Below are 18805 nucleotides of genomic sequence, written 5' to 3' on the forward strand. Positions count from 1 at the left end.
AAAAAGTACAAAAGATATTATACTTTTAGACACCAAGAGAGGAAAATGAAAATGGCCACCATTGGATATGCAAGGGTATCAACTAAAGACCAGGATTTAGAACTTCAAATCGACAAACTAAACGAATTTGTCTGCGAAAGAATTTTTATGGAAAAGCAAAGTGGGCTAAAAGCGACCGGGAGGAACTTGCAAAGGCTCTCGACTATTTAAGAGAAGGCGACAAGCTAGTTGTTTACAGGCTCGACAGATTGGCTAGGAGTACATTCGATTTACATAAGATTGCGAAGGATCTGCAAAGCCGGGGAATATCCTTGGTGTTCATCAAAGAACAGATTGATTTTTCCTCTTCGGCTGGTAAGCTCATGTTTACCATGCTGGGAGCAATAGCTGAATTTGAACGTGACCTAATAGCCGATAGAACAACAGAGGGGCGTGAGAGGGCAAAGGCCCAGGGGAAGCATATGGGGCGTATTGGGAAGGCTGAGAAAGATGTTAAGAAGGCTTTGAAGTTGTATGTCGAAAGAGAATCCAACGGTCTTAGCGTCAATGATATTGTGAAAATGACCGGTGTTCCCAGACCCACAATATACGCAAAAGCTAAAGAGCAAAGTTAATTTAAAAGGAAATGGAGCTGGTTGTAAGATAGCCAGCTCTTTGCATTGGCACCGTATTACATATAAAACCGATCATTTAATTATATTGTATTTTTTTGAAGGTCAAATGATAAAACTTGTCGAATTATAGTGCTGAATAGAATATTAATAGAGGGTGAAAATTTATGAGCGAAGAAGTAAATTTCAGTGAGATAATCACTTATTTGTTGAATGAAGCAGACTTGGAGGATATTAAACCTGTAAAGAAACCGTTTAGTAAAATTGAGGGTAATGAGGAAGAAATTTTTAATATATCCCAACCAGGAGTCTATTTATTTGAAGGTTCTGTTAATGGTGAGCCTAATGAAGTCTTATATATTGGAAAAACTGATAAAAGAAATATATTCTTAGGCAAACGAATTGAACAACAATATAGTGATACTGATACTTCAAAATCAACCCTACGTAAGAATGCTGAAGATGATGGGTTCACAGTATACATTAATAGTGAAGTATATAGAGAAGAGGCAACTAGAAATAATTATGAAAATACAGTATTTATTGAGTCGGTTACTGTTTGGTTATTTGAAAACAACAACGAAGGTTTTGCAGCACGTGATGTGTTAGAGGTACTACTGATAGCAAAATATAAACCTATTTTTAATATAGAATTTATGTATTTAAGAAGAGATGAAAGAGATGCAATTAACGATGATCATATGTTGGAACAAGCGACTAACCAAACTGCACTTGGCAATGAAGAAAAAAGAGGTATGACTATTAAAAACATACAACAGTAAAAGAGTTAAAATGCAAAAAGAATTCTGTTACTAAATAAAATGATAAAAATTAGGGGAAAGTGAAAACAAAACAGATAGGAATTGACCCTTTCTGTTTTGTTTAACTTCCAGTCCAATATGCCTTTTTTCATGTTATGGTAGAAACTCAATTATTAAATCAAGGTTTAAGACACCGAGATATCGATTTTTGCCTACTTTGTTTCATTTTTGTGTTATATGTGTCTAAATATCCGATTTGTTTACTCACCTACAAGTCCATCACCATCTCGATCGTCCATATATTTATAGAGCCATGAATCGCGCGTAATTGGCATTTTAAATCCGGCAGCTTTGGCTTCAGCGATCGTAACTTGTCCATTATGATTGGTATCTACCTTACTTACATCTTCATTACTGCTTACCGTCTCGTTTGCCGGTACAGTGTTTGTTTTCGGTGGCGTATTGCTCGCACCTGTCGTTATCCCTAAGTCTTTGTTCACTTCATCCGGGTTCAAATTGTCAAACTCATCAGTAATGGTCCTGCCTTGAATTTTGTATGTGTATTTATAATGGTTAGGAATTTGCGTGTCAGTATTTGGGTATGAAATTACTGCGACGAAATCTGTACAGCCTCCTGCATCTCGAATCACTTTTTCCATATATGCTTGATCGCCGTGCCTATTGAGAGTGCTGTCTTGAGGTGTAATATTATATGCGTTGGATACTCCCCCTAGTGAATCAGCAATCACATGACCTTCGTCTAGTGTTGGATTCTCTGTTCCGGGAACCTTTGCTTCATCAGAATAGTATCTCCCAGACGATGAAACATGTTCAGTATTCGGATTTTGGAGTGTTACACTTTTTGCTTCGACACGAATTAGCTGTCCATATTCATTTGTAAAAGCCCAGTATTCCCTGTCGCCAAAACCGATATCTACTCTGACATTCGGCTTCCTATATCCTGACATATCTCCGCCATCTACTTCGATTAGCGTATATTTACTGTAGTCAAAGTCACCATTAACACTTGTTATCGTCGGTGTACTAGTGGCAGGAACGCTTGGACTATCACCGCTTTCGCTAGTCGTTTTTTCAGTTAAATCGTCAGTTGTACTGTTTTTGCTATCATCAGTGGCTGCGTTTGTTTTGCTTACTTCTTGAGTTTTATTTGTTTTGTTTTTTTCCTCTTGGCTATTTATTTCATTTGATGAACAAGCTGCAAGGAAAACTAATAAAAATGCCATAAATAAGTAGGTTAATTTCTTCATAAATTGTCCCCTTTTTTAGAAATACCAATACTAATATACTGCTAAAATACTTCAAAAAACGAATAAATTAATTAAATTTAAATCCCTAGTTATGGTAAAATTCCTTATTCCATTAAACTGCCCCGTTAGTCTAAGTGAAAAATTTCACAACATACATTTCCACTGCAGTCAGAATTCATATGTGAACGATTAATGAATGTTTCGAATTTATCAACTTTTTCATTCTTCCGGAGTGTATATTCTATAAGGGAAGGGGGTGAATTATGGTCACTGAAAAAATGCAACCACATTGTGAAGTCTGTAAAAAGCCTTTCAAAAGAAAGGATTTGGTTCACACTGACACCATGTTTACGCAAATACAGCATGTAAAATGTTTTATATACAAACCAGAGTTCATTAAAGATACGGGGACTTATGAAGATATAGTAAATAAATACCCTGCTTATAAAAAGGCATTTATTGTATCCGATAAACCAATTACAAATTTAGCCGTAGTATCAGCATTTAAAAAGTCTAAAAAATAAGCCATTACAAATCACAAAAGGATTCAGTATAACGACTGAATCCCCTTATATTTAATACAATTGTTGTATTGGTTTTATCCCCTACTTCGAAGATACTCAATGATTGGAAAACAACCTGTTCCTCCAGGCTTTCAAAGCCCTTTTCTAAAAGCAGCTAGACATGAGATGAGTGGTGATCGCAGATACATGGTCTCCTGTCAGATTTATTAGTAGCATATTAACGCCGAATAACGGCTTCCCAAATTTTCTATATGTACAGCTTTATTCCTTTTCAAAATATTTGATATAGTATTCACCCTCAATAGAAACAATTTCTGCCTTTTTACGAGTCATATCAATATATCTATCCATTACGGAAATTGATGAATCAATCAATTCCATACCATTCATTTGATTTTGAAACTCATTATTACTAAGAATATAGGCTTCTTTTTTCTTCTTCCTTTTATTATCGAACCATTTATTTGCCAGTGCTTCTGTCTGTCCACCTAATTCGTAATTACCCATTTTACGGCCAAGAACATCACCAGCAAATCCAAATACGTATTTAAGAGATATCTGTTTCTTACTGACCTTGTTAAGTAAGTTTGTTTCATCAATATAATTCTTAGCCCATATAGTTACATTATTATATACGCTTTTATACTGATTTACTATATCGCTAATCTCGTTACGGTAAAGGCTCAATTCTTCAATATCTATAATATTGGTTAAGTATATTTTTAGAATCTGGGCTAAATTATATAGGTAAACAGCGTAACAATATTGAACCATATTTTTTCTCAGTTTTTCTATGTTATCTGTTATCACTTTTTCCTTGTCAGATTTAAAAGATTCTGATTTTCGCTCTATTATTCTTTCAATCTGGTTTTTGTATAAATTGATGTTATTTTTAGCAACGGTTCGTATACCATTTATTTGAATAAGTGTTGTACGGACTCTTTCTGAGTCATCCATTATGAAGCGTATATGCACAATAATCTCATATAACTCTTGAAGTGCTGTCTCTAGTTCACTTTGATTAACAGCATCAATATACTGTTTTATGTCATCGATTCCACCTTTGATATCTAAAAGATTCGCATTGACCTGTGCCATAAAATACTGTCCAGTCACAGTTGATAAAGCATTAAATGCATTAGAGACAGCCTGCGCTGTATTAGAGATATTTAAAAACGCATCATTTTTTAACCATCGTGCTTGTCCTTTCACCTTGTTTGTAGCATTATCGAGGCCAGTTCCAATAAACACATCTGTTGTCCCTTTTATTGTCGCCAGATGCATTGATGGATCTAAAAGGCATTTATAAGAGTTTTCTGTCGCTGCTTTAAAGGCCTTCTCAACTGCACCTTTATATATTTTATCTACTAAAAGTTGTGGTGCGAGTTGAAGTAATGGCTCCACATTCTTAACCTCGTCTAGGGGTATTTTTCTATATCCTTGACTTTCTAAATCTGCAGGCAACAACTCATTAACGAAAAATTCAATACCAATGGTATCATTCATATGCTCTTGAAGCTCGTCGTTATTTACATTCTGACTTAGCTCTGTATTTTTTTCATTATCCATGAAGTATCCTCCTATAATTTTGTCAACAAATCACTCACCCAACCTACTGTTATCAAATCAGACAACCCACCCCTAGGGATTTTTGCCCTTTGACAAGTTCCCATAAAATAAAAATCATTTCGACACAGTCCGGGCAGTTTGTCCCAACCACCATCGTTCTAAAATATTCTTTATTTACCAGTTTTTTAGTACCTATATTTATCAGCCTTTAACATCAATATTACGTCTCCACCTAATTATATTTGGTAAATTTCATTTTGGGTATGACAAAAGATGTTTTTCCATTACAAAATCAATAAACACATCATTAAAATCTTCTCTTACTTTATTAGCTAATTCTGATACCCAAAAAGCTGTTAACATTATATTTTAGAGCAACAAGAACTGCACAGCAAAATGCAGTTCTACTCCAATTCTTGTAAACCATTTTGTTTCAATAATAACAAAGCTGTAAGATCCTCTGCTATTTCACGGACAACCTGGAGTACACCATTCTCTCCTTTTGATGTATATGGTGCAATCTCAAATCTACAATTTGTATCTATTCTTTTAATATTCCTATTTTCTCTTGTAATAATCCAAACATACCCATAACAGATAGCATCTAGTTTAAAAGATAAATAAACTAAAATAAATGAGATATTCATCCAGGTCTCATTCATATCCATCTTCCATAGCGAAGTAAAATGAATAATAGATAAGATTTCTTTAGCAGTATGGACAAACATCAAAAGACCTTTAGCATTAATAAATGTAAGATTAAATCGTTTGTGCGGTTTGAGAGTCGTAATATTTGAAAGTAAGCTTCTTTTTCATCATCCGGGCCTAAGGTACAATTTTTAAAAATCAAACAGAAACTATGAACTATTTTCACGCCGGATGATTACAATCTTGCTTTTCCAACGGTAATCATGCCATGGGTAACCTTAATGATAGATGTCTTAATGGATAATGTTTATTTCTTTTCAATATAAGGCCCAAATTCATTTTTTGATAACATTAATGGACAATATTCTGTGCTGATAATCTTTCCACAAGTTCTTTCTGCAATTCACTCATATTAAAAGGTACAACTACGTTTTCGGCTAGCGCTCTTTTTTGTTCCAGTAACTCATGCATCAGTTCCTCTACCGTACCTTGCGGAAAATTTGTTTGATCCGTCGTGATAATTTGGTATACATGGACGCCTTTTTCCTGCCCAATCCGATAGGCCCGGTCAGTGGCTTGATTTTCTACCGCAGGATTCCACCATCTAGTATAATGAACCACATGGTTTGCACTTGTAATCGTTAGTCCTACTCCAGCTGCTTTTTGAGATAGAATCATGATGCCAAAGCCTGATGTATGATTGAACATTTTCACTACCGATTGGCGGTTATTGGTTTCACCATCAATAACCGGAACAGGAATTCCATATCTTTGCATAAAAATGCGTTTTAGAATCGAATGCAGTTTTCTAAATTCAGTAAAGATCAGGATCTTCTCATTCTTACGTTTCACTTCATCGATAATCTCAATTAGCTTTTCAAGCTTTGGTACTTCGCTTGCTGGCAGCGTTTCATATTGTGGAATGATGACACCTGGGTGACCGTATAGCTGTCTTAATCTCATTAACATGTTTAGGATGGCTATTTGTCCGGTCTCCTTTGTCTGCAGCATAGAAGCAGCAATGGACCTTTGAGTCGGTGACACTTCCACCTTTACTATTTGATCAGCATGTTTTACAGGCAAACGGTCGTCTAAGACCTCTTTTTTCGTTCTTCTTAAATAGAACGGATGAATTTTTTCCAACAAGGCATCAAAATCATTTGTCTGAATATAGGTTCTTCTGAATTCTCTTAATGATCCAAGTTCTCCCGGCTGCACGAAATCCATGATGGACCATAATTCTTCTAAACTATTTTCAACTGGTGTTCCTGTCATCGCTAAGCGAAACTCTGATTGCATGGCTCGTAGCGCCCGCGAACGCTGACTGCTGTGTGATTTAGCATTTTGGGCTTCATCACAAATAATGGACTGGAATTTAATTTTTCCTAACAATAGCTGATCAATTTTTAAAGTGTCATAACTTGTAAAGACAAGGTCATATTGTGAAATCAGGTCGGATGATTTTAACCTGCCTCCTCCTTTATGAATGTATAAACTTCCTGCTAAATCCGGTGCAAACTTATGAATTTCTTCTTCCCAGTTTTCAATGAGTGCTATCGGTAATACGACTAGACTAGGTTTCAGTTTTTGTTTTTGCTTTTGATGTAATAGGAATGTGATGACCTGAATGGTTTTACCTAGCCCCATGTCATCAGCTAACAATCCACCTATGCCTTGTTCCTCTAAATGACATAACCATTGGAACCCTTCTACTTGATGATCAAATAATTCGGCTTGTAAGGTTGCAGGAATCGGGTATACGTTAATATTCTTTTCTTTATTACTATCAATCACATAATCTAATTCATCTTCATTATCTTTAATATCAAGCGCAAAATGCTGCTTAATCTTATTTTCCTCATCAACAGGTAAATCTAATAATTTCTTCCTGAGCGTTGGATCAAGATATATCCATTTCCCATCATGCTCCACATATTGTTTATTTGGATATTTCTCCATTAGTCCTCTTAAAAACTCTCGATTATACCCACCGTAAGGACTGGCATCATCTGAAAACCAGGTAATGCCTGTTCCATCTCCAAAAGAAGGACGAACCTTCTCAATAGGAATAAGTCCTCTTACTCTTTCTGAAAAGGCATCAAGATCTATCATATAATCATGTTCCGGAAGGACGGCCGAAGGGTTTTCAAGGAAAATAGGGACTTCTTCACCGGTAATATGCCGTTTGGAAAATAAATTTTGTAAATCCTCCAAAACATCATTTGTTTTTATATACCGTTCTCTTTTCAATCCGTTTTTTAAACTATTTACCGTCGAAAGTTGATTTAACTGGTCAGTTTCAGCCGGATCTTTCCCTTTGGCTAACAATTCAATATGATCATGGCTATGGACTTTTATATCAAGATCATACTGATCCAGTACATGAAACGATTCATTTTCAAGGAAATTTTCCAGTTGAATGCCAGCTTCTTTTGCCAACTTCTGGGTTACCCCGACTTTTTGGTAACCATTTTCATACTCGGTATGTAATGCTTGTTTGAGTGAAAAGATTGACTTCGGAAGTAATAACCACTCATTATTCCATTGAAATAGTGCACCTTGTTGATTGCCGATACGGTCCAATAATTTTCCATCTGGCGTTCGTAACTCTAATTTCAGCTCGCCTTCTTGCGGCATGGATTTCAGCATGAGCTCACCATTGACATTCATATATTCAACAGGCAGGCCCAGTTGGCGAAGGATATCTTCTCCGCTTTCGTCTTCGAGGATCTTATAATAATCTTCGTATTTTAGCACTCCATCCTCCATTAATCCGCTTTCATAGAGTTCCTCCCAAGCAACATAATAAGGAAAACCCGGTACTTTATACAATTCTTCAATTTGTGACTTATTTAAAGGAAGGGAAAGTGGTGATGTTACTTTCCCTTCAAGTAAATGCAAATTAATTTCAACTCCCTGTTCACTAGGAGTCAAAGAAATCTTTATCTCTTTCTGCTTCTTTTTGAAGAAGAGCACTTTCATCTACCTCCCAGCCTAGATGCGAATAGAGCCAATAATCAAACTTATCCTGCCAGCCTCCGGTATGGGTTAGCCATCCTCCAGGAACAGTTAGATATTTATCCATGAGTTCAGGACGCCGAACCTCTTTAGGAACATAATAGGAATTCTGATACTTTTCTCTATCAGCCAACATGTTATCGATCTTTTTTTGGAAATAACGATTAAAGTCTGAAGAGGTATATACGTAAACAGCACCAGTACCCAAGACTTCCATCACCACAACATCGCTAAAATACATAATCAGTGTGGAGCGATTATCTGTAACAATTACATCTTCCAAATTTACGATAAACTTCTTCCAATATTGATAGCGTTCATGGTTCGTATTTACATTGCCAAAGAAATCTTTGATCTCCATTTTTAAGATCCAATTTGCAAAACGCTTTTTCTCATCTTCCCCCACTTTATTCCATAACATCGGCTTCCGCCGATACGTTTTTAACCGTTCGTAGATCATTTTCCCTAAATCTTTGACATTGTGAAGTTTGCAATTCTTAATTAATCCTTCTGCCATCTTCTGCTGCTCTTCATTTGTGGCTGACTTGAAATACTTCTTATATAAACCCTTTTCCTGGATAAAAAAGTTTTCATCTGCAAACGTGAACACATCCATTAAAACAAGCTTATAAAGGGGAAAATTATCCGTTAAATAATAACTTTCTAACTCTTCCAGAAAGTTTTTCTCGCTTTTATAGGATTGAACTGCCAAATGATGAACAGGATTGGCACTGTGTAAAAATTCTTTCCATTTCATTGCCTGGTCCTCAGTAAATCTCTTGTTTAGCCTTTCTTGATGAAGTTCAAATGAGAGCTTCACTATTTTCCACAATTCATTAAGGTCACAAGTTTGATAGAGTGAGTCCACTAAAACCCTAAACAGCCTCTTTTCACTTTTGGCATTTTCACGAACGACTTCAAGCAGTTTACCTTTTATTTCTGGTTTTAATTCTGGACTGTAAAGGTTGGGCAAAAGTAATCTTTGGCGGCGTGATAGATTGTTTGCCCAATTGGAAAAGCTCTCAATTGGAAAGTGTTTGACAACTTTAAAATTCTCCTTTAACTGTTCCAATTCACCTTTATACTCAACATTTATATCTTCAATGGACAAGTTTATTTTCATATCCTTATTGTCGCGGAGCCATGTTTTTAACATTGTAGGTTGATATTCGTATTTCATTCCTCCACCAACTCTTGAATCGCTTTTATTGCTTCATCATCCTTTAAGCGGAATAAAAATTCCACCCGGCGGGAACTATCTGGGTCATACTCACCATTTGCTTTTTTCAAAGGTTGGTTAAAGCCCCGGCCGTTAGCGGTAATATAACTTTGAGATAATTCCTTCACCGTAAAAGTCGGGAATTCATCACTATAAATATAGCTCAATACAGAAAAGGCTCTATCTTGAGATAACTTCATATTATAATTATAGGTTCCTTGGTTATCTGTATGACCTTCTATAATAATAGATGATATTTCATTTCTGAACCTTTCTTGGAGCAAAATGTCCAGATATTTAGGAACAAACTCGTTTAAGAACTGTTTCCCTTCTGGTGAAATTTCGGATGAATTTGTGGAAAAAAGGACGCTTCCTGGAAAACGAATGGCACCAGTCTGTTGGTCGATTTCGATAGCTAAATTTGATTCCTTAAACTGTTCCGTTAGAGCTTTGATAATTTCTGTTTTCACTGATACAACTTGTTTGATTTCTTTTTCCTTTTTATCAAGCAGCTCTTTATAATCGAGAATAACTAACGTTAAAAGGAGTGCGAATACCATAAGCATCGCACTCATTAAATCGGCATAAGACATCCAGTAGTTTACTTCTTCTCTTTTTCTAGTCCTCATTTAGCATTCACTGCTTTCTTTCTGTTCATTTCCTCAGTTATATCTTCCAACGTATCAACAAATTCCTTTTGTAAATCACTAAATTGGTAAACGAGTTGACTTACTTGTTTCACGGCATTTGTTAACGTTTCATCAAAATGCTGATAAGTTTTTGAAAGACCATTATCAATATTTTCAGAGAAATCCTTCACTGAAACCTGGAGGGTATCTCTTGTTTGTTCAAATTGTTCTCTAGTAGTTGCCCAGTTCGATTTCATTACCTCTAGTTGGTCTTTCATATCACTCAAATAACCTTTTGTCGTTTTTAAAGCATCCTCGACAACCTCATTGGTTTGTTCTTTCATCTGAACGAGTTCAGGCAGTAATTCACTTTGTAGACGCTGCATTGTAACAAGTTGCTCTTTAAGACTAGTAATATTACCAACTACCTCTCTTAAATCAGGAGCAATTGGTGTAATATGCTCCACCACACTTTTTACGTTTTGAAGTAATACATCAGACTCCTTCATCATATTTGACTGGATATGAAGTGATTCTGAAAATCTCGTTGTCATTTGTTGGAATGTATTGGTTAGTCCTTTTGAAACTGTTAATACTTCTTCCAATAAACCTTCATATTTTCTTTCAATATTTGTGTTGAATTCTTTCAATCTCTCTGTTAAACCATCATATTTTTCAGCAAGTGACTGATTGCTTTGCATAACTTGCTGCTGGACTGGTAGCTGTTGTTGTGTTAATTGTTGAATATTTTGGAATGACGCAGATAAATCCCCCATAAAATTTGAGGCTTCGGCATAACTGCTTCTCATTTGATTCATTTCCATCGTCATTTGTTCAAACGTTTCGAAAAGCCGTTCCGTTCTCTCAAGAGTTGTCGACTGGCTCGTTTGCGTGGAAGCAAAGTTCTCAACAACCTGATTGATTGTCTGAACCATTTGGGTTTGTAACAGTTGAGAATCCTTAATAAGGGAACTGAATCCGGAGATTGATTCTTGGGTACCTCCAGTAATCTGTTCTACTAACCTATCTGATATATCATGACTATTATTCTTGGTTATCTCAAGCTGGTTCTCTAATAATTTTGATTGATTTTCTACACCTGTTTGTAACTTCGTAAACTGGTCATTTAATTGTGAAAATGCATTACTTACATTTCCATTTGACTCTTTTATACTCATAACGATTGGCTGCATGGCCCTTTCTAGTGCATCCGTTAGCAAAGTCTTAAGGTGATCTGATTGACTTCTTGTGATTTTCTCCAAACGGTTTAAGAACAATTCTTCGTCATCCGTACTTAACAAGTAGTCCATTTTTTCCGAATGCCAATCAATATTACGGTCTAAATGGCCGCTAATCGACCGGTCAATTAAAGTCCATATTAGTGATAAAGTAACGCCCCATACAGATGTATAGAATGCAACTTTCATACCATCTAATAATCCGCCAATACCCGTTCTCAAAGCTTCGGTATTATCAACATGTAAATCCGATAAACCCATTGATAATCCAATAAAAGTTCCTAAAACTCCCATACTGACGCTAATTCCAGCCCCAACATCCATTAAGGAGCGATATCCCATATGGTAATGCATAATATCAAAACCAAAAAAAGGTTCAACGTTAATTCGTTCATCCTCTTTCTTTTCAGAAACCCTGTTATAATAACGTTCCCAAAGCATCTTATATCTTGATCTCTTTATTTTAGAAAATAAATCGTTAATCTGACGGTCAATTTCCGATGCTTCCGTTGATGGAGTTTTTTGAATTTGTATAAGTTCAGATTGAACCTTTTTCATTGTAAGAATTTCTTTATAGATCCTAATAGCTTGAATTGTTATTAACACTAAAAAAAGAAGTAATTGAAATAATAAAAAATAACTAGTAAACTTGTTAACTCCTATTTCATTCGCTCGAGCAAACGTTTTTTCAAATATTGAAAACAAAGTTAATCACCCATTCTAAACTTATAATATCTTCTATTCTAATATAAAAGTGTAAATAAATGTTTTATATCTGTAAATATTGACCTATTTTCATGCTATAATTTTTTTCCTTCTGTTCATAATTATGCCGTTAGAACTATTTTAAATTATATTTGCAAATTAGAATTAGCAGCTATTAATTATAAAAAACAACATAGCCACCTTATAATTTGTTCTTTTTTGATTTGAATGGGACTATGAATCAGGTTTCTTGATCCTAGACATTATTATTCAGGTACCATCAACTTATTTGTAAACAAAAAACGAGCTACCCAAAATGGTAATCTCGTTTTTCTGTAATAACTTACTTTTTTGCAAAGTTATTCCTTCATATACTTCTTTATATATTCAATCATCGGCTGTTCAAATATCTCTACATCTTCTTTAACCTCAATTTCCGTGGTCGAACCGAATCCGCCGGGACCAACAAAATGTTTTCCGTGAATATAATAAATAGCTGATTGTATCGAAAACTAGTGCCAGGCACCTTCCATTTTCTATGAAAGATTACGAAAATGTTATAATGGAAATAGTTAGTGGTAAAGAAAGTGAAGTGTTCCTTTACTATCTTAAAGGATTCAAAAAGGATTATTTTGTTTTTGGTGATGGTAAATGGGTTGTTATTATTGGAGAGGATGCAATAATGGAGACTTCCTTCCCAATTGATGGTGATTATTTTGAGTATCTTTCAAATAAAAAGGGATATGAATATTTAGGTAAAATTAAGGAGGTGCTTAGATAATGACAATGCACAGTAAAAGTATTGAGATTTATGGAAAATGTGTAGATGATTTTGAGGTAAGTCCCTTTGAATCTGTTGATATGCTGCACAGACGAAGCAGAATAGAGCGGGTGATTCATGAACTTACAAATGATGAAAGAATTAAATTGCTTAGCTTCGATATGCAATTAATTAGAAATGCCAATAGAATGTCAGAACATATTGGAGAAGTATATGATTTTTCTTTATCAGAAGAACCACTAATTGAATGGTGGTGGCATTTGGATCATATTGCAAATGGTAAAATAGCATTTAATTTAAGCCCCGAAATTGAATCTGATTTGGCCATCTGATTCGGCTGAAATTGCGGGACTTCAAAGATATGAAGTCCCTTACATAATAACATGGGCTAGCACAAAATTATTCAGATGCATGGTGAACTAGTTTTTCAACGGGCACAGTTTAGGCAAAGAAATGACAGGTGCCTAATATAGGGGTATTTGCTACATGTGATTTCAAAAAAGTAGAACTTAACCCCGACTACTCGTTTCAGGGCGAGCAGCCATTAAATCCCCACTTCGTTACAAACCCAGGGCGGCTCCAGATGTTTTCCTTGTTTCTTTTTTCCTGACTTTCATCGTCTTTATATAGCTTCAGATATTTATAGGGAGGATTCATGATATATCCCACACGTGCGAGGCCTTCTTGTAACATTGTTTCCTGTATCGATTTCCCGTCGACAAAGACATAGGCCAGCAACCGCCCGTAGCCATCTCTCGTATTTCCCTGCTCCAGTTCCAATGTGAGTGAGCCGTTCTTGACCAGCTCATTATTCCGTAAGAATGCTTCCTTGGCATAGGGCTGGACACACATGCCCGGCTTTTTCGATTCTGGTGTGTCGATTAACAAATAGCGGACCGTTTCAATTTTTTCCATTACTCTTACTTTGATGGTATCGCCATCGATTGTTTCCACTAAGTTAACGGGGACTTGGCCATCTGGCAACAATCCCACTTCTGATTGACTGTCCCCTTTCTTCTGCTGATGGTTGACACTCGGATTATTCTGTTCCGTCTCTGGAAGGTTTACCATGAACATGGCAGCTGCTGTCAGGAGGGCCGTGCCGGCTAGTTGCTTTCGCATAATCTGGCCCCCCTGATTCCACACCCTCGTATTCTATTACATATCATCCTTCCCATCTCGGCATGAGGTTCCTTGCTCTTGTGTACAAAATAAATCATATAAGCTGCGAATTTTCGGTTTAGCAATGGATTCTGAAACAAATGGAATCAACGAGTGGTCCCCTACTTCTTTTAACTCAGAAAGCATAACCCGTTTTCCACCATTTAGCAGCACGAATTTGCCCCAGTCCTTTATGGCGACCTCTCTTGTTTCACGATTGTATCGAATCAACTCGTACTCCAAGCTGAATCGGTCTAGTAATGCTTGTGCACTCTCAATCGAAACACCCAGTTCAAGAGCGATTAGTATTTTTGAAATTGGATAGATTCCGATACTAGTAGTATGACTATTTGTTAGCAGGTAGATATAAAAAGTCCTCTCTTCTACACTCATCTTTTTAATAATGGGATGATCCCAAATTTCAACATTGATTCCTCTACGATTTCCCATCTTTAACACTTCCCTTTTCATTATTTTTTAAAAACCTTCCGGCCGCTTTGGCTCGCTCCAACTTATGATTAGAGGTTAACGAACGCCCCATATTGCTTGTTAAACCCAAGCTCAATGGTCCCGGTCGGTCCATTGCGGTGTTTTGCCAGGATAATTTCCATCCTGTTTTTCTTCGGTGAATCGCTATTATAGTAATCGTCTCGGTACAGAAACGTGATCAGGTCGGCATCCTGCTCAATTTGCCCGCTTTCGCGAAGATCCGAGAGAATCGGGTGTTTGTCATGTCTGGTTTCGACTCCCCGGCTTAGCTGCGAAAGGGCAATGACGGTGACATTCAGTTCCCTCGCCATAGTCTTGAGTGCCCGGCTGATTTCGCTGATTTCTGCCTGGCGGTTTTGATAGTTTTTTCGATTGCCCTCAAGGAGCTGCAAATAGTCAATCACTACGAGCATCCGCCTTTGCTCACCACAGGCCCTGCGCGCTTTGCGGACCTTTGACCTGATTTAGGCCACATCCATTCCAGCCCGGTCAAAGATATGCAGCTTTAGTTGTGACAGCCTTCCGATTCCATTGGCGAATTGTTCCCAATCCTCGTCTTGGAACGACTGTTGGGGATTCCGCAATTTGAGGCTGTCGATTCGCCCTGTGCATCCGGTCATTCGCTTGATCAGCTGTTTCTTGGACATTTCCAGTGAGAAAATCAGGCTTACATCCTCTTCTGCCCCTTGAAGAGCCAAACTTAGTGCGAATGCCGTCTTCCCCATACTTGGCCGTGCCCCGATAATCACCAAATCCGAGGCTTGAAATCCGCCTGTCAGCCTGTCCAAGTCATGAAAACCGGAAGGGATTCCTACCATTTCGCCCTGATCCTGCTCGCACTCTACAAATAACTCCACCAATGATGAGGTGATCTCGCCCGTGTCATCGTCCGTCTGATCTTCTTCAATACTAATCAGTTCATCGATTCCTTCCCTTACTGTTGTGTCACTATCCTCACTGGTAGCTTGGACCATTATTTTTTCGCCTGCTGCGATCAGCTTTCGTTTTTTGTCGTACTCCTTGACCAGTTTTTCATAGGTATGAAAATTAGCAATACTTGGCACACTACCTATCAATTGGGCGATGTAGCTCATTCCACCAGCATTTTTAATCCCCTCGATCCCGAGTTCATTCAGTATCGTCACCAAATCTACTGGCATTCCTTTTTCAACTAGGCTGCGAATGCCTGTATAGAGTAGTCGAAGCTCTGGAAAGTATAGCTGTTCCGGGAGAATAGCACACTCTTTTACTAACTCACTGTCGAGGAAAAAGGACCCGACAAATGCTTCTTCTGCTTCTTGATTATAAGGTTCAAATGGTCTCATCCTGCTACTCCCTTTCAATGCCCAATAGCTTTCTGATATTGGCCAGTTCCTTTTGCACTACTTCGCTATTTGCCGGCACATAATGACGGGAAAGGATGACCTTTGTTTCATCGGGATCTGGAATAATCCCTGGAACACTGGACTTTATGTAAAGCTCGGACACTTTAGGCGGAAACGGCGATTGACGCACGTGTTTTAATAGATTCTCCTCCACGTCAACAAACGGAAGGTCTTTCAGCGCATCGTGCCAAAGGTTCACTTTCTCTTGGTCAAAACTAAACTGTTCATAAAACACCGAAATCATTTTCAATAGGGCGAACGTTTCCCGCTTATTCATCTAAATCAAAATCCTCCTCAGTTAGCTCTTTTTTCCAAGACTTTTGGTTGCGATAGGCCTCAAATTTCGAGCCAAATAACGTTTCCGGCCGGAGATATTTGCACATGACCGGGTCCTCCAGCCATTCCGCAGCTTTTAAATCAATCACTGCTTTGAAATCTTCCAGCGTGAAGCCTTCTCTTGCCCTCGCCCGAATCAGTTCCTTTGTTTTCGGACTTCTTGGCTTATAGGCTGCATTTGTTTTTTCATTCAGATAGTGGATGACATCGGTAACCGGTATTTTCACTGCTGCAGGTGTTGGTGTTGCTTGCAGTGGCATGGATTCGTCACCGTTGTCATCCAACAATTCATATAAGTCGACTTGCATGTGGTTTGGATCGGTTTCTGTTGCGGTAGTCTCATGATCGGCCGGTTGACGTTCCTCTGAAGGAGTCATTGGCTGGGCTTCAGTCAGTTCCTCCAGTTGTTGATAGTCGATGGTATACCACTTGGTCTTATCCATTTTCGACCTGTTCCAGTTGCCGGATAGCAGCAATCCTTGTTTTTCAAGCGAGTGAATGGTCCGTTTGATCGTGCTTTCAGACCAGAACGGAAGCTGTTCCTGCCAATCCTTATACGTGTTGAATATCCACTTCCTGCCTTCAATGACATGTTTGCTGCCATGAACCCAATAATGGATTTGCTGCAGGATGACGGCTTCGTTCAAGCCAATTTTGACTGCCAGTGATGGGATGATCATCACCGGGTTTTCGTTGATCAATAATTTACTCACCTTATTCCCCTCCTCTTTTTTAATCGCCAATGGACTGGTTCGTCATGCTTGAAGGGCTGACCGATGCATCGGCTCATACGCTTCACCTTCTATATAGCGATTAAGACTTAAAAAGGACAGGGTAGATTAATAATTTTTTTGTGAGTTTTATTTTTATTTGTGGATAGGATATTTTTACTTGCGGATAAGCGGGTTTTATTTGCGAATTCGTATTTGCGGGACAAATATATATTTTTCTCTGTTGTATTCTCTGAAGTAATCTATGTGTTAATCTCTGGTATTGCTTGGTTCGGGATGGTTCCACCCATGATGCAGACTTGGTTCATGTAGGGGTCATGTTAAGACAAACACGGCTCATTATATATCCTATCAATAGCCTGAAAATGGGGTCATTCCCCCAGCACAAGCAAATATTTCTTTCATGTTTTCTTAAGGTTCCGTAAACAAAAACAAATGTTCAATCGGCATCATTACATTCTTATTGAGTAAAGTTTATAGTAAACTGTCAAACTGAAAGGGTCAGTTTGAATCCCATAGAACCCTATCTCAAGATTCGGTTCCCCGCGGATGACTTTTGTAAATTAAAAAGAGGTATAATTAAAAAGATGAACGGAAATTGGAGGAGTTATGATGTTGGTCAAGGTTCAAATTGACGGAAGTACGCCCAACAAAAAGAAACTGAAGAAAAACACTCACGAGATATCAAAAATTACATATAAGAGTCTGGGACTTGTTGAAAGTGCCTTAGAGGAGTTTCTTCAGGAAAATATTGACGTATTAACCCAAGAAGAAGATTACGAACTCAAGATTATCGGTAAACAGGTTCGAAACAATGCGAATAAGCGGACGGACTTGGTCGGAATCGACAGTAATGGAAACGTGGTCGTGATTGAAATCAAACGGGATGAAGATGATATGAGGACTCGAAGAGATAACTTCGAATCCCAAGCCATTCGCTATGCCGCCTCTTTTGCCAAAATCACTAGCGTCCAAGAAATTGTGGAAAAAGTGTATGCCGATTATTTGGTCCATCATGAAAAAGTCAAGGAAGAAGAAGCTGTTGAAGTTGGCATTGAGAACATTGTTGGGTTTTTAAATGATCACGAGGCATTTGATAACTTTAATGCCGATCAACGTATCATATTAGTCGCCTCGAGTTTTGACCCAAGTGTCTTATCCGCCTCCGCCTGGTTATTAACAAAAGGACTCGATATTTCTTGCTTTGAAATTGCACCTCAATTGATTGAAGGGGAAAATGGTGATGCGTACCTCCTTGAAATCAAGAAGTTGCTTCCGCTTGGATCCGATGACGATTATTTCTCTGAAATATTGACGAACGAAAACAAGCGGCCTACAGCCCGAAGACAATCCAGCTGGACACGAAAAAGTTTCCCAAAACTCAACCACATGCTGGAAGTGGGGCTTGTGTCGGAAGGCGATGAGATTTTCTTCAAAAACAAGGAGAGCGAGTCCCTCGGAAAGATCCAAAGCGGTAATAATGTCGAATTTAATGGAAAAATCATTTCTTTAAATGCCTGGGCGAAACAATTTGCACCAAGCGGTAAGGTCAATGGATATGATTATGCGGTTGTAAAAGAAAAAAACAAGACATTGTCGGAGATTCGTGCAGAGGGATACGACTTATTTGATGGAATGGGGTTCGATCCAATCGAATAGGAACAACGGAATACCTTTAAGAATATTAAAGCAATAAAACCCAATCTATATGTGGGTTTTATTGCTTTGTATA

At 37.7% G+C, this 18805-nt stretch carries 16 protein-coding genes and 2 pseudogenes; 6 read left to right on the forward strand and 12 right to left on the reverse strand.

The window, feature by feature from the left end:
• Positions 1-51 precede the first annotated feature (51 nt).
• Positions 52-614: pseudogene (locus tag ACFPA1_RS08815) on the forward strand (recombinase family protein).
• A 164-nt stretch (positions 615-778) separates the two neighbouring features.
• Entirely contained in the window at positions 779-1393 is a 615-nt protein-coding gene (locus tag ACFPA1_RS08820; protein ID WP_378582102.1) for a hypothetical protein, read from the forward strand.
• Between the two features lie 239 nt (positions 1394-1632).
• Here the strand turns inward: ACFPA1_RS08820 and ACFPA1_RS08825 are convergent, their stop codons facing one another.
• Positions 1633-2640, reverse strand: coding sequence for a DNA/RNA non-specific endonuclease (locus tag ACFPA1_RS08825; protein ID WP_378582103.1), 1008 nt, complete (start codon positions 2638-2640; stop codon positions 1633-1635).
• 263 nt (positions 2641-2903) lie between these two features.
• On the opposite strand from ACFPA1_RS08825, the gene ACFPA1_RS08830 reads away from it, so the two are divergent.
• Entirely contained in the window at positions 2904-3164 is a 261-nt protein-coding gene (locus ACFPA1_RS08830) for a hypothetical protein (protein ID WP_378582104.1), read from the forward strand.
• Between the two features lie 261 nt (positions 3165-3425).
• Here ACFPA1_RS08830 and ACFPA1_RS08835 read toward each other — a convergent pair whose 3' ends face one another.
• The 6 genes from ACFPA1_RS08835 to ACFPA1_RS08860 all read right to left on the reverse strand — a co-directional run bounded on the left by ACFPA1_RS08835 (position 3426) and on the right by ACFPA1_RS08860 (position 12190).
• Positions 3426-4733, reverse strand: a complete 1308-nt coding sequence (locus ACFPA1_RS08835) for a hypothetical protein (RefSeq protein WP_378582105.1) — start codon at positions 4731-4733, stop codon at positions 3426-3428.
• 404 nt (positions 4734-5137) lie between these two features.
• Entirely contained in the window at positions 5138-5395 is a 258-nt protein-coding gene (locus ACFPA1_RS08840) for a hypothetical protein (RefSeq protein ID WP_378582107.1), read from the reverse strand.
• A gap of 337 nt (positions 5396-5732) precedes the next feature.
• Positions 5733-8363, reverse strand: a complete 2631-nt coding sequence (locus tag ACFPA1_RS08845) for a DEAD/DEAH box helicase (RefSeq protein ID WP_378582109.1) — start codon at positions 8361-8363, stop codon at positions 5733-5735.
• Entirely contained in the window at positions 8305-9579 is a 1275-nt protein-coding gene (locus ACFPA1_RS08850) for a hypothetical protein (protein WP_378582111.1), read from the reverse strand. Before ACFPA1_RS08850 ends, ACFPA1_RS08845 begins: the two co-directional genes overlap by 59 nt.
• Entirely contained in the window at positions 9576-10247 is a 672-nt protein-coding gene (locus ACFPA1_RS08855; RefSeq protein WP_378582113.1) for an OmpA family protein, read from the reverse strand. The genes ACFPA1_RS08850 and ACFPA1_RS08855 overlap by 4 nt, the downstream gene beginning before the upstream one ends.
• Entirely contained in the window at positions 10244-12190 is a 1947-nt protein-coding gene (locus ACFPA1_RS08860) for a hypothetical protein (protein ID WP_378582114.1), read from the reverse strand. The genes ACFPA1_RS08855 and ACFPA1_RS08860 overlap by 4 nt, the downstream gene beginning before the upstream one ends.
• Positions 12191-12728: 538 nt before the next feature.
• Here ACFPA1_RS08860 and ACFPA1_RS08865 point away from each other — a divergent pair.
• Both ACFPA1_RS08865 and ACFPA1_RS08870 read left to right on the forward strand, forming a co-directional pair.
• Complete coding sequence (locus tag ACFPA1_RS08865) at positions 12729-12971, forward strand: hypothetical protein (RefSeq protein WP_378582115.1); 243 nt, start codon at positions 12729-12731, stop codon at positions 12969-12971.
• On the forward strand, positions 12971-13303 hold the full coding sequence (locus tag ACFPA1_RS08870; protein WP_378582117.1) for a hypothetical protein: 333 nt from the start codon (positions 12971-12973) through the stop codon (positions 13301-13303). Before ACFPA1_RS08865 ends, ACFPA1_RS08870 begins: the two co-directional genes overlap by 1 nt.
• Positions 13304-13499: 196 nt before the next feature.
• On the opposite strand, the gene ACFPA1_RS08875 is transcribed toward ACFPA1_RS08870, so the two are convergent.
• From ACFPA1_RS08875 to ACFPA1_RS08895, 5 genes and pseudogenes are all read right to left on the reverse strand, one after another.
• Positions 13500-14093: a thermonuclease family protein gene (locus ACFPA1_RS08875; protein ID WP_378582118.1), complete on the reverse strand. Its 594-nt coding sequence runs from the start codon at positions 14091-14093 to the stop codon at positions 13500-13502.
• 36 nt (positions 14094-14129) lie between these two features.
• Positions 14130-14582 (reverse strand): hypothetical protein, encoded by a 453-nt coding sequence (locus ACFPA1_RS08880; RefSeq protein ID WP_378582119.1) that lies wholly within the window; start codon positions 14580-14582, stop codon positions 14130-14132.
• 68 nt (positions 14583-14650) lie between these two features.
• Positions 14651-15946, reverse strand: a pseudogene (dnaB, locus tag ACFPA1_RS08885) (replicative DNA helicase).
• A gap of 4 nt (positions 15947-15950) precedes the next feature.
• Positions 15951-16283, reverse strand: coding sequence for a hypothetical protein (locus tag ACFPA1_RS08890; protein WP_378582121.1), 333 nt, complete (start codon positions 16281-16283; stop codon positions 15951-15953).
• On the reverse strand, positions 16276-17055 hold the full coding sequence (locus tag ACFPA1_RS08895) for a conserved phage C-terminal domain-containing protein (RefSeq protein WP_378582123.1): 780 nt from the start codon (positions 17053-17055) through the stop codon (positions 16276-16278). Before ACFPA1_RS08895 ends, ACFPA1_RS08890 begins: the two co-directional genes overlap by 8 nt.
• A gap of 627 nt (positions 17056-17682) precedes the next feature.
• On the opposite strand from ACFPA1_RS08895, the gene ACFPA1_RS08900 reads away from it, so the two are divergent.
• Complete coding sequence (locus tag ACFPA1_RS08900; protein ID WP_378582125.1) at positions 17683-18732, forward strand: hypothetical protein; 1050 nt, start codon at positions 17683-17685, stop codon at positions 18730-18732.
• Positions 18733-18805 lie beyond the last annotated feature (73 nt).

It is taken from the genome of Neobacillus sp. GCM10023253 (assembly GCF_042653105.1).
Taxonomy (GTDB): domain Bacteria; phylum Bacillota; class Bacilli; order Bacillales; family Cytobacillaceae; genus Neobacillus; species Neobacillus citreus.